Origin of the sequence: Streptomyces sp. NPDC001904, from assembly GCF_040297005.1 — a bacterium.
GTDB lineage: Bacteria > Actinomycetota > Actinomycetes > Streptomycetales > Streptomycetaceae > Streptomyces.
Window position 1 is genome coordinate 53,817 of record NZ_JBEOYI010000012.1, and the last position, 11,823, is coordinate 65,639.

At 70.1% G+C, this 11,823-nt stretch carries 9 protein-coding genes; 2 read left to right on the top strand and 7 right to left on the bottom strand.

All coding sequences use genetic code 11. The features are described 5' to 3' along the window. Window positions 1-2: 2 nt before the first annotated feature. From ABT127_RS20620 to ABT127_RS20630, 3 genes are read right to left on the bottom strand one after another with little or no spacing between them, the layout of a single operon-like run. Window positions 3-1,067 carry a FecCD family ABC transporter permease gene (locus ABT127_RS20620; protein WP_351451864.1) on the bottom strand — a complete coding sequence of 355 codons (1,065 nt, stop codon included), beginning with the start codon at window positions 1,065-1,067 and terminating at the stop codon, window positions 3-5. Continuing rightward, a complete protein-coding gene (locus tag ABT127_RS20625) occupies window positions 1,064-2,119 on the bottom strand; it encodes a FecCD family ABC transporter permease (RefSeq protein WP_502971747.1) in 1,056 nt (351 codons plus the stop codon). The genes ABT127_RS20620 and ABT127_RS20625 overlap by 4 nt, the downstream gene beginning before the upstream one ends. Continuing rightward, window positions 2,112-3,167, bottom strand: coding sequence for an iron-siderophore ABC transporter substrate-binding protein (locus ABT127_RS20630; RefSeq protein WP_351451867.1), 1,056 nt, complete (start codon window positions 3,165-3,167; stop codon window positions 2,112-2,114). The genes ABT127_RS20625 and ABT127_RS20630 overlap by 8 nt, the downstream gene beginning before the upstream one ends. Before the next feature lie 537 nt (window positions 3,168-3,704). Here ABT127_RS20630 and ABT127_RS20635 point away from each other — a divergent pair. Further along, on the top strand, window positions 3,705-4,112 hold the full coding sequence (locus tag ABT127_RS20635; protein WP_351451869.1) for a DUF2690 domain-containing protein: 408 nt from the start codon (window positions 3,705-3,707) through the stop codon (window positions 4,110-4,112). Window positions 4,113-4,310: 198 nt separating this feature from the next. Here the strand turns inward: ABT127_RS20635 and ABT127_RS20640 are convergent, their stop codons facing one another. The 3 genes from ABT127_RS20640 to ABT127_RS20650 form a co-directional block, all read right to left on the bottom strand. Next, entirely contained in the window at window positions 4,311-4,709 is a 399-nt protein-coding gene (locus ABT127_RS20640; protein ID WP_351451872.1) for a hypothetical protein, read from the bottom strand. A gap of 47 nt (window positions 4,710-4,756) precedes the next feature. Then, window positions 4,757-5,980 (bottom strand): GH12 family glycosyl hydrolase domain-containing protein, encoded by a 1,224-nt coding sequence (locus ABT127_RS20645; protein WP_351451874.1) that lies wholly within the window; start codon window positions 5,978-5,980, stop codon window positions 4,757-4,759. A gap of 81 nt (window positions 5,981-6,061) precedes the next feature. After that, complete coding sequence (locus ABT127_RS20650; RefSeq protein WP_351451877.1) at window positions 6,062-7,870, bottom strand: cellulase family glycosylhydrolase; 1,809 nt, start codon at window positions 7,868-7,870, stop codon at window positions 6,062-6,064. Between the two features lie 733 nt (window positions 7,871-8,603). Here ABT127_RS20650 and ABT127_RS20655 point away from each other — a divergent pair. Next, window positions 8,604-10,736 carry a glycoside hydrolase family 6 protein gene (locus tag ABT127_RS20655; protein ID WP_351451879.1) on the top strand — a complete coding sequence of 711 codons (2,133 nt, stop codon included), beginning with the start codon at window positions 8,604-8,606 and terminating at the stop codon, window positions 10,734-10,736. A gap of 75 nt (window positions 10,737-10,811) precedes the next feature. Here ABT127_RS20655 and ABT127_RS20660 read toward each other — a convergent pair whose 3' ends face one another. Beyond that, the gene (locus tag ABT127_RS20660; protein WP_351451882.1) at window positions 10,812-11,813 is read right to left on the bottom strand and encodes a LacI family DNA-binding transcriptional regulator; all 1,002 of its coding nucleotides are present in this window, start codon (window positions 11,811-11,813) and stop codon (window positions 10,812-10,814) included. Between the last annotated feature and the right edge of the window lie 10 nt (window positions 11,814-11,823).

An 11,823-nucleotide genomic window follows, 5' to 3' on the forward strand; every position in this document is an offset into this window, starting at 1 on the left:
ATTCAGAGAACGCCCTTGCGCCATTCACCGAACAACAGTCGCCCGAGATACAGCCCCCCGAGGGCCATCGTCCACACACCCACCGGCAGCTTCTCGAAGACGGGCGAGTTCTGGGCCGCCATGTCGGCGAGCACCAGCAACAGCGCGCCCGTGAGGGCGGAGACGGCCAGGTGCGGGCCCGTGCCGCGGGTGACGCGCCGGGCGATCTGCGGCGCGGTGAGAGCGATGAAGGCGATCGGGCCCGCCGCGGTGACGGCGCCCGCGGACAGGGCGATGGAGACGACGATGCTCCAGGTGTACGTACGCCGGGGATCGGCCCCCAGCGAGGCCGCGGTGTCCTGGCCCATCTCGCTCGCCGTGAGCGGCCGGGACAGGGCCCAGGCGAACGGCGCGCACACCAGGAGGGCCACGCCGGCGGTGGCCGCGTCGCTCCAGGACCGGGCGGTCAGGCTGCCGTTGAGGTAGGAGCTGAGCACGGTCGCCTGGTCGCGCTCGATCGCGTAGACGATGTACTGGATGAACGCCGTCGCCATCGCGGTGACGGCGACTCCGGCGATCACGAGCCGAGTCGGGTTCTTGAAGCCGGTGCCGGTGGAGACGTACACGATGCCCATGGCGAGCACGGCCCCGCCCAGCGCGCCGAAGGCCATGGGGACCGAGGGGAACAGCAGGGCGACCAGGGCGGCGCCGGCTCCGGCGCCGGGCGCGATCCCGATGATGTCCGGGCTGCCCAACGGGTTGCGGGTCACCGACTGGAACAGCGCGCCCGACAGGCCGAAGGCGGCTCCCGCCCCCAGCGCGACCACGAGCCGGGGGCCGCGGAGCCGTTCGAGGACGAAGGCGTCGATGCTCGCGCCCTGCCCGCTCAGGGTGGAGGGGAGGTTGGCGAGGGGGATCCCGAGCCGTCCCACGGTGAGCGAGGCCACGCAGGCGACGACGGCCAGCAGTACGAGGGCGAGGGCGACCCACAGGACACGCGCCTGTACGCGGATCCGAACCGCCGGTCCGACGCTGAAGCGGTACCAGTGCGGGCCCGAACGCCCGCGTGTGGAAACGTCGTTGGTCATGAAGCGGACCTCATTCGGCGAACGGCGATCAGGAGAGCGGGCGCCCCGGCGAACGCCGTGACCACACCGACCATCAGCTCCTGCGGCCGGACCACGACGCGGCCGGCCACATCGGCCAGGAGCAGCAGGCTGGGGCCGATGAGGGCACCGCACACGATCTGCCGGCGCATGTCGACGCCCACCAGCGCCCGCGTCAGGTGCGGAACGGCCAGGCCGACGAAGGCGATGGGCCCGGCGGCCGCGGTGGCCGCCGCGCTCAGGAGCGTGGCCGTGATGAGACCGGCCGCCTTCACCCTGGCGGGCCGCGCGCCGAGTGCGGCGGCCGTGTCCTCGCCGAGCGCCACGACGTTCAGGCTCCGCGCAAGGAACAGCGCCGCGACGAGTCCCACGAGGGCCATCGGGGCGACGGTGAGCACGGCGTCCCAGGTGCGGCCGGTGAGCGCGCCGACGACCCAGAAGCGGTAGTTGTCGAAGGTCTGCGGACGGCTCAGGGTGACGGCCTGGATGAAGGCGCCGAGCACGGCGGTGAGGACCGCGCCGCCCAGCACGAGACGTACCGGGCTGACGCGGCCCCCGACGATGCCGATCAGGTACACGAACACGCCGGTCAGCAGGGCACCGGGCAGCGACCAGAGCAGGATCTGCATCTGGCCGCTCGCGCCGAGATAGGCGGTCGCCGCGACCACGCCCGCCGCGGCGCCGGTGTTGACGCCGAGCAGGCCGGGTTCGGCCAGCGGATTGCGCGTGACGGCCTGCATCAGCGCCCCGGCCACGGCCAGACCGCAGCCGACGACGACAGCGAGGACCGTCCGCGGATACCGGCTCTCCACGACCGTGGCGGCGTACGAGCCGCCACCACCGGTGACGGCCTGCCAGACCTCGCTCAGCGACAGCGTTTTGCTGCCCACCGCGACACTGGCGGCACAGGCCACCACCAGTGTCGCCAGAAGGACGGCCAGCAGCAGGGCGAACGGGATCCGACTGCTCCGGGTGGGCCGTCCGCCCACCGTGTCGATGCGGGACGGGCGGACGGCCTGGTCGACGTCAGTCACGCGGGGCGTACTTGTCGGCCTTGTCGATGGCCTTGTCGATGAGCGGCAGGTACCGCTCGATGCTCCACGGCACCGTCAGCGGGTTGAGCATCGAGGACGCCGTCACGAAAGAGTTGTCCGCGCTGTGCACGAGGGCGCCCTTCTTCACCGCGGGCATCGCCGCGTACAGCGGCTGTGCCTCGATCTCCTTGCGGTTCTTGGCGTCGCTGTAGAAGGTGAACAGCAGGTCGCTCTTGTCGAGCTTGTCGGCGTTCTCCAGGCCGATGAGCGAGGAGTCGGTGCCCTCCGTCTCCTTGAACGTGCTGACGACCGGGTCGACCTTCAGACCGAGCGACTTGACCATCACCACGCGCTGCTCGGTGGTGCTGAAGACGCCGAGGGTGCCCGGGCCGGTGTTGTAGATGTAGGAGAACTGGTGCTTGGCGTACTCGGGCCGCTTCTCGGCCGCGGCGGCGAGCTGGTCCTTGATGTCGCCGATGAGCTTGTCGGCCTGCTTCGGCTGCCCGAGGGCCTTCGCGACCAGGTCGATCTGCTGGTCCCAGTCCGTGCTCCACGCCTTGTCCGGGTAGGCGACGGTCGGCGCGATGTCCTTGAGGAGGTCGTACTGCTTGGCCGTGATGCCGGACCAGGGGGCGAGGATCACGTCCGGGCGCAGCTCGGTGATGGCTTCGATGTCGAGCTGCTCACCACCCTTGAACTGCTGGGGCAGTTCGTCACCCTTCTTCTTCACGGCCTCGCGGATCCAGGGCAGGTAACCGGACTTGTCGCTGCCCCAGGCGTACTCCTCGATGCCCACGGGGGTGTGGCCGAGCGCGATGGCCGTCTCCGCCGAGCCCTGCCCGAGGGTCACGACGCGCTTGGGCTCGCTCTTGATGGTCGCCGTTCCCAGAGCGCTCTTGATGGACACCGGGAAGGCGCCGCCGCCGGACGCGCCCGTCGACTCGGCCTGGTCGTCACCGCTCCCGCAGGCACCGGTCAGCAGGACCAGCGAGGTCGCGGCGGATACGGCGAACAGGCGTCGCGACAGACGGCGGCGCGCTACAGACATGGTGGATCCTTCGACTCGGCAACCGGGGAAGTGGGTCGTCGCGATCAACGGACGGGCTGAACGGATCGCGATCGACGCAGGTGAGGTTAGCCTATCCTAATATTTTGTGGATCCTGTGAAAGGTGAGGTCTGCGGCGGGAGTTGGCGCGAACCCGTCGAACTGTCCGGGCGGGGGCCGCTGTTCGTGCGGCCGAACCCTGCCGCATCGCACCGCTGAATTCGGACAGTCGCGCGACGTGGAAACCGGATGCGGGCCGGGGGTGACCGTGCCAACGGTGCTCGGGCTTGACTGCTCGGCCGGGTCGGGAGCGGAGCTGTGACCGGCGCCACACGCTGCTGTCGCGGCCGCCTGGCCTGCGTGCCCTCTGAGGCGACTGGAATCTTGTGGCCCATTTTTTGGAGAGACGCGAGGTAATCGATCAGATGTCTTGAATGGGAGCCAGGAGAGCATTGTTCCGCACTTAATGTCCATGACATCCGAGGCGCTGCCGGTCGGGTGGTGCCCGTCATTCAGGGGGAACGTTGAACAGACGATTGATGGTTGGGCTCTCCTCGACCGCGCTGCTGGTCGGGACGGTCGCCTTCACCGCCCCGGCTGCCCAGGCGTCGGCGGCCGGCACCTGCTACGGCTCCTCGTGCACCGGCAAGGAGCCCAACGGCACCACGTGTGCCAACGACGCCATCACGGCCAAGCAGGTGACGTCCGGGGGCCGCACGATCCAGCTCCGGTACAGCCCGTCGTGCCGCGCCGCCTGGGGCAAGATCACCAACGCGAGCGTGGGCGACTACATCTCCGTGTCCAACTCCAGCGGTACGTACAAGGAGCGTCAGGTCGCCAGCGGCAACGACCAGCACACGGTGATGGTCAACGACGCAGGCATCACCTCGTGGGCCTGCGGCTTCCGGAGCGACAGCTCCCTGCTGAACTGCACCGGCGCCTACTGAGCACGCGCATCGGGCCGTACGGCGGCGTGCGGTTCCGGTGAGGGAAGGCGTGAGGGCTCATTCACAGGGCATGCGGGTTCTGCGCGGCTCTCACGCCCCCCGTCGAGCCGCGCTGGTGGTGGGCGGGCGGCGGCCAGGCAGGGCCGCCGCCCGCCGCGACACCTCGACGGTGGGGAAGCGGCGTCCGACCGACCGCGATCAGAAGTCGGCCACGATCTGGTGTGCGTAACGATCGTCCGGGCCGAGGTCCTGGACCGCTCGATGGGCCTCTTGGGTCCGATTCGTCTCGCACAGCAACCGGACGAGGGCATATAGGGCGCCACGATCACCGCCTTCGGCGCGGTTGCGCAACGGCCCCTCCATCCCCCGCTCGCGAAGCGATCGGTTGAGTGCCCGACCTGCATGGACGTCCGTGAGAGCGAGCTCCGTGAGTTCCGGGAACCGTTCCGCACGGGCGAGCAGTTTCATGTGCCACAGATGGCTGTCGTGCCTGGAGGGTTCGGTGGAGAAGCACTCGGCGTGGGCGCTCGCCAACGCGATGGCCGCGTCCCAGTCCTGGCGCCGCTCCGCTGCCTCGGCCTGCTCGAACCATCCCATGGGTTCAGTATCGCGGAGCACCGCCGAGTCGGAGTGCGATGCCCGAGTCAGGTCAGGCGCCACACCTGGTTGGGCTGGGTGCCACCGCCGCCGTAGCAGCTCCAGATCTGGATCCGGGTACCGGCGGCCGTGCCGCGTTCCACCGCGTCGAGGCAGGCGCCGGAGTTGGTGTTGACGATCGTGCCGTTGGCGTTCACCTGCCATTTCTGGGCGCCGAGACCGTTGCAGGACCAGAGTTGGACGACAGTGCCGTTGGCGGTACGGCCGCCGGACACGTCGAGGCACTTGCCCGTAGCGGGGTTGACGAGCGCCTCGCCCTGCCGGACCCAGCGCTGCGCCCCGGCCCCGTTGCAGTCCCAGAGCTGCACGATCGTGCCGTCGGCGGAGGCCCCGTTCTTCACGTCGAGGCAGCGGTTGCTGGCCTGGCCGACGAGGGTGCCGCCGGTGGGCGGCGGTGTGCCGCCGCCGTCGGTGGTGAAGGAGAAGTCGTCGACCGCGAGTCCCTGGCCGCCCACCCACGGCTCGAAGCCGAACTGGACACTGGTCAGGTACCAGGACCGGTCGACGTAACCGCGGCCGGCCGCGTCGTCGGTGAAGTCCTTGATGTGGACGTCGAGGGAGGTGACGTTCTGCTGGCGCACGTAGGACACGACGCTCCAGGAGATCCCTCCGTTGGACAGACGGCCCTGCCACACGTCGTAGGCCGCGCCGCCGATCTGGGCGGTACCGACCTTGGACCCGGCCGGCTGCGGTGGCCCGGCGTGCGCGCCCCAGATCATGATCTCGGCGCCGTTGTTCTGCCCCGCGGGGTTCGGCGACGAGTCGAGCCAGATGTCGTACGCCGCGTCCCAGGAGCCGCCCGCCGTGCGGTAGGCGGCGGTACTGCGCGGGTCACGGAACGCGCTGACCTGGAGCGGAAGACCGCTGTTGGTGGAGCAGTTGCCGTAGTGGCAGCCCGCGTAGACGGACGGGTAGGCGGCGGGGGCGCCGTTCGTGGGGACGTTGTGGCTCGCGGTGCTGACGCTGAAGCCGGTGCCCGTCACGGTGAGGCACTGCACAGTGTCGTCGCCCCATTCGTTGTTCTGGACGATGTATTTGCCACCGGCTATGGACGTGCTGCCGAACTTGTCGCACAGCTGCGTGTCGGCCTGCGCCCGGGGTGCGGAAGCCAGCGACACGACGGCCGTGAGCAGCAGGGCCATGAGCGCGAAGAACACCATGGGCCGGCGCAGGAGGGCGGGCGACGAGGTGGGAAAAGAGCAAGTGGTCATACGGGACGCCTCTTTTCGGGGACGGAGGCAAGGCCGGGGAGAGGCGGCGCGCTTCCGGCCCGGAAGCGCGCCGCGCGGGGTTCAGCTCGTACGGCAGACCAGGGCCGGCGTGCCCGCGCCGCCCGGTGCCGCTCCGAACCCGAACGACGTCGACGCACCGGCCGCGAGCGAGCCGTTGTGATCGGCGTTGCGGGCCGTGACGGCCTTGCCCACCTGTGTGAAGGAGGCGTTCCACATGCCGCTGATGGTCTGGTTGCCGGGCCAGGACCAGGTCACCTCCCACGACGTGGCCGCCGTGGTCCCGGTGTTGGTGACGGTGACATCGGCGTTGAAGCCGCTGCCCCAGTCGCTGCTCACCTTGTACGAGGCTGTGCACCCGGAGGACCCGCCGCCCGAACCCGGCGTCGTCGCGGCGACCGAGGCGGAGGCCGGAGAGGTGTTGCCTGCCGCGTCGCGCGCCCGGACCGTGTAGTCGTAGCGCGTGCCGGCGGTGAGGCCGGTGTCGGTGAAGGACGTGCCGGACACCGAGCCGACCTTGCCGGTGCCCCGGTAGACGTCGTAGCCGGCGACGGCGGTGTTGTCGGTGGACTCCGTCCACGACAGGGAGACGCTGGACGAGGTCGTGCCGGTGACCTTGAGACCGCCCGGTGTGGAGGGCGCGGTGGTGTCCCCACCGCCCCCGCCGCCCCCGCCGAAGGCCGGCGCCTTGATGGAGGCCAGGTAGCCGTCCTTCACGGTGTCCACGGTCTGCCAGTCGTCCTTGAGGATGCCGCCGGTGTCACCCGAGTCGGGGTTCCACGACCAGAAGGTCCACTGGAAGCCGTCCGCGCCGTAGGTCCTGGTGGGCCGCACGTAGTCGACGAGGGCCGCGAGCCATTTCTGGTCGACGGTCGACTGGAGGGTGGTGCCGAACTCTCCGAGCCACACGGGCGCGATGTTCTGCTTGAAGATGTATCCCCAGTTCTTGTCCCAGATGGCGGGCATGTTCGCGGGGAACGACGGGTCGCTGAACCACGGTTGCTGCGCGACGCTCGTGGCGTAGTCGTGGGCCGAGTACACGAGACGGTTCGCCACGCTGAGCCGGACCGGCGCCTTGGCCACCCCGGACAGATTGCCGCCCCACCAGTTCGACTGGCCGTCGACCGTCTGCACGCCCTCGACGAGGATGAGCAGCTGCGGGTTGACCGAGAGCACGGCGTTGCCGGCCCGCTCGGCGGCGAGCCGCCAGTCGACGCTCGCGTCGCCGCATCCCCAGCAGGCCGGATCGTGCGGCTCGTTGTGCAGGTCGATGCCGACCACCGCCGTGTTGCCGAGGTAACGGGCGGCCAGGGCCTTCAGGTTCGTGATCCAGGTGGTCTCGGGGACCGACGCGGTGTACCAGAGAGCCGACTGCGACGAGGAGTCGGGCCGGTGCCGGTCCAGGACGATCTTGAGACCGATCGATCCGGCGTAGTCGACGATCTTGTCCATGACCTGCAAGGACGTGAGGTCCTTGAGGTCGGTGTTGAGACCGTTGGAGTACGTGATGCCATTGGGGACGGTGTTCTTGAAGATGTCGTCGCTGTAGGGCATGCGGATCGTGTTGTACCCGAGCGACTTCATCTGGTCCATCATCGACTTGTAGTCGCGGGACCAGAGTCCGTGGGGAACGTAGTTGGCGGTCTCGAACCCGAACCAGTTGACGCCGGCCATGCGGACCGGCTGATTCTGCGCGTCCAGGATCTGGCGGCCGCTGGTGTGCCAGTAGCCGGCGCCCGCGGCGGGTGCTGCCGCGGCCTTGGCGGGCGCCGCCTGGGCCGGCAGGGCCGCGAAGGGGACGAGGGCGATCACGGCCGTGGTGACCAGCGTGATCAGCGCTTTTCTGAGCCGGTGCAGAGGTGGGGGGCTCATGGTGGGGGGTCCTCTCGGTGAGGGAAACGAGCGGTGGGAGCGCTCCCAAATGACGCGCGACGGCACGTACGCATGCAGAGAAGACAGCGGGGCGGTGAAGGCGTCCGGCGGTGACCGACTCCTCGAACCGCGCGGAGTGTCCCGCCCCGTACGGCCCGCTCATCGAAGCCCGGACCGGACTCATGGAAGCCACTGGACATGCATGCGTCAATACTTTGCGCACCGATCGAGTCGCCCGCAGTGAACTTTCGCTCGCGTGCGCCCGGCCTCGCAGCGCACACCGGCCACCGCCGGACGGGCCGTCCGGAAAGCGAGGGGCACCGCATGAGGGCCGCCGGACCTGCACGGACCGTGCCCCACAATCCGCCCGCGGCACGGGTGTTGACAGCGGCGACCCGGCGCAGCAATCTTTGGGAGCGCTCCCAACAACGATGCCCTGTCCTCCGCCTCCCCAAGTGCGGCCGGCATCGCCAAGGTGTCACGTCGGCGAAACGCCGGTCACGACCGGACCCGCCGTGACGCCCTCGCACCACACCACCGCCCCACTGGCACACCCCTGCGCAGCGCGGCACCACCAAGCGCCCTGCGCCGGTCAGGCTGCTCCGACGTCCGGCTCTCCTCCCGGCGACCGGGTCGCCGATTGGGCCCGGGAACCCCTCCGGCGCCCCCCGCTCGCCGTCAGTTCCTCGTACGTGCTCCGCCAGCCGTTCTCCGTCACCCACGGGAGAGAACCATGCGCTTACGCAGACCTGTTTCCTCCGCGCGTCCCCGCTCCGCGAGAAGGCGCACCGCCGTTCTCGCCTCGGGCGCGCTCGTCGGCGCCCTGTCGCTGGCCGCGCTGCCGCACAGCGCCTCCGCCGCGGCCAAACTCGACAACCCCTACGTCGGGGCCAAGGCCTACGTGAACCCCGACTGGTCCGCCAAGGCCGCGGCCGAGCCCGGCGGCGCGACCGTCGCGAAGCAGCCGACCTTCGTGTGGCTCGACCGGATCGCCGCGATCCAGGGCAACGCGGAGGCCCGCGGCCTCAAGGCGCACCTCGACGCCGCCAAGGCGCAGGGTGCCAACCTCGTCCAGCTGGTCATCTACGACCTGCCGGGACGCGACTGCGCCGCGCTGGCCTCGAACGGCGAGCTGGGCGCCGACGACCTGGCCAGGTACCAGTCCGACTACATCGACCCGATCGCCGCGATCCTCGCCGACCCCGCGTACGCGAGCCTGCGCATCGTCAACCTCATCGAGCCGGACTCGCTGCCGAACCTCGTCACCAACGCCGGCGGCACCGCGGGCTCCACGCCCCAGTGCGCCACGATGAAGGCGAACGGCAACTACGAGAAGGGCGTCGGGTACGCCCTGCACAAGCTGGGCACGCTGCCCAACGCCTACAACTACATCGACGCGGGCCACCACGCGTGGCTCGGCTGGGACAGCAACCTCGTCCCGACCGCGCAGGAGTTCAAGAAGGCCGCCACCACCAACGGCGCGACCCTGAGCGACGTGACGGGCTTCATCGTCAACACCGCCAACTACTCCGCGACCAAGGAGCCGTACGTCAAGGTCACGGACACCGTGAACGGCCAGACGGTGCGCCAGTCCAAGTGGATCGACTGGAACCAGTACGACGACGAGACCTCGTACGCGCAGGGGATGCGCTCCGCGCTGGTCGCGCAGGGCTTCGACAGCGGGATCGGCATGCTCATCGACACCGCGCGCAACGGCTGGGGCGGCGCCGCGCGGCCGACCGGTCCGGGCCCGACGACCAGCGTCGACGCGTATGTGGACGGCGGACGTGTCGACCGGCGCATCCACGCCGGCAACTGGTGCAACCAGAGCGGCGCCGGCATCGGCGAACGCCCGGCCACCGCTCCCGACACCGGGATCGACGCCTACGTGTGGGCCAAGCCGCCGGGCGAGTCGGACGGCGCCAGCAAGCCTGTCGACAACGACGAGGGCAAGGGCTTCGACCGGATGTGCGATCCCACGTACACCGGCAATGCCCGGAACGGCAACAGCCTGACCGGCGCGCTGCCCGACTCGCCGCTGGCGGGCCACTGGTTCTCCGCCGGGTTCCGTCAGCTGGTCGCCAACGCCTATCCGCCGTTGTCCGGAGGCGGTGGCGGCGGTGACACGCAGGCCCCGACCGTGCCGGGCGGTCTGACGGTCGGCACGACGACCAGTGACAGCGTCGCCCTGTCGTGGACCGCGTCGACGGACAACACGGCCGTCACCGGATACGACGTCTACCGGGACGGCGCCAAGGTGGGCACTGCCACCGGCACGTCGTACACCGACAAGGGGCTCTCCGCGTCGACGAGTTACGCGTACACGGTCAGGGCGAAGGACGCGGCCGGGAACGTGTCGGCGGCGTCCGCAGGGGTGACCGCGGTGACCAAGGCGTCCGGGGGAGGCGGTGGCTCCTCGGGCCTCAAGGCGCAGTACAAGAACAACGACTCCTCGGCCACGGACAACCAGGTCAAGCCCGGGCTGCGCCTGGTCAACGGCGGTACGGCGGCCGTCGACCTGTCCAAGGTCACCGTCCGCTACTGGTTCACCGGTGAGTCCTCGTCGGCCGGGTACCAGACCTTCTGCGACTGGGCGCAGCTGGGCTGCTCCACGGTGAAGCTGTCCACGGGGGCGGTCTCGCCGCCCAGGACGGGAGCCGACCACTTCATCGAGGTCGGCTTCGGCAGCGGCTCACTGGCGGCGGGCGCGGACACCGGTGACCTTCAGCTGCGGCTCGCCAAGTCCGACTGGTCGAACTTCAACGAGGCCGACGACTTCAGCCGCGGCACCGCCACCTCGTACGCCGACGCGCCCAAGGTGACGGTCTATGTCGGAGGCTCCCTCGTGTGGGGCACAGAGCCGTAGACCGCCTGAACCTCACGTGAAGTCACCCTCACCGGGCCGCTGTTCGCGGAACTGCGCCCGGTGAGGGTGCCCGGGTCAGGCGGACTCGCGGACCACCAGCTCCGTGGGGAGGATCAGCGGCGTCGGAGTGTCCTCGTTGATGGCACGCAGGAGCATGCGGGTCATCTCACGGCCCAGCGCCTCGATCGGCTGGCGGACCGTCGTCAGGGTCGGGGTCGTGTGCTGGGCGGTGACGATGTCGTTGAAGCCGACGACGGCCACGTCGTCGGGGACCGTGCGACCCGCCGCGCGCAGTGCTTCCAGGGCGCCCGCCGCCATCGCGTCCGAGGCCACGAACACCGCGTCGAGGTCCCCGTGCCGGTCAAGCAGTTCGTTCATCGCACGGGCGCCGCTCTCCTGGGAGAAGTCGCCGTGGGCCACCCGCCGCCCGTCGAGTCCGGCCAGGGCCAGCGCCTCGCGGTGGCCCAAGTAGCGTGCGACGCCGACCTGTTGGTCCTGGGGGCCGGTGATGGTGGCGATGCGCTCGCGGCCCGTCGAGATCAGGTACTCGACCGCACTGCGAGCGCCGCCCCGGTTGTCCGCGTCCACGTAGAACCGCGGCGCCCGCTCCAGCGGCTGCCCGCCGTACACCACCGGCACCTTCCCGGCCTCGGCCACCTTCACCAGCGGGTCGTTCTCGCGCAGCGCCAGCAGCATCACGCCGTCGGCGCCCCGCGACTGCAGCACCCGCTCCAGGCGCTCCCGCCCACGCTCGGTCGCCGCGAGGATCAGCATGAGGTGCAGATCGGTGTCCTCCATGACCGTGTTCACCCCGGCGATGACCTCGGCGAAGAACTGGTTGGCGAACAGTGCCGGGTCGTCGCTGGAGATCGCGAGGACGACCGCGCCGCGCCGGGCGCTGGCCAGGGAGCGGGCGGCGACGCTCGGTACATAGCCGAGGTCGTCGATGGCCTGTTCCACGGCCCGCCGGGCCTTGGCGCTGACGTGCTGGCGGTTGTTGAGGACACGGGAGACGGTGCCGCGGGAGACGCCTGCCCGTTCGGCGACCTCGTCGAGAGTGGGCTGGCGTCCGGTCATGCGTGCGGCT

Bases quoted from the DNA above. Each gene is read 5' to 3' on its own strand.
- ABT127_RS20620 (WP_351451864.1), bottom strand. From the start codon at position 1,067: ATGACCAACGACGTTTCCACACGCGGGCGTTCGGGCCCGCACTGGTAC.
- ABT127_RS20630 (WP_351451867.1), bottom strand. From the start codon at position 3,167: ATGTCTGTAGCGCGCCGCCGTCTGTCGCGACGCCTGTTCGCCGTATCC.
- ABT127_RS20635 (WP_351451869.1), top strand. From the start codon at position 3,705: ATGGTTGGGCTCTCCTCGACCGCGCTGCTGGTCGGGACGGTCGCCTTC.
- ABT127_RS20640 (WP_351451872.1), bottom strand. From the start codon at position 4,709: ATGGGATGGTTCGAGCAGGCCGAGGCAGCGGAGCGGCGCCAGGACTGG.
- ABT127_RS20645 (WP_351451874.1), bottom strand. From the start codon at position 5,980: ATGACCACTTGCTCTTTTCCCACCTCGTCGCCCGCCCTCCTGCGCCGG.
- ABT127_RS20650 (WP_351451877.1), bottom strand. From the start codon at position 7,870: ATGAGCCCCCCACCTCTGCACCGGCTCAGAAAAGCGCTGATCACGCTG.
- ABT127_RS20655 (WP_351451879.1), top strand. From the start codon at position 8,604: ATGCGCTTACGCAGACCTGTTTCCTCCGCGCGTCCCCGCTCCGCGAGA.
- ABT127_RS20660 (WP_351451882.1), bottom strand. From the start codon at position 11,813: ATGACCGGACGCCAGCCCACTCTCGACGAGGTCGCCGAACGGGCAGGC.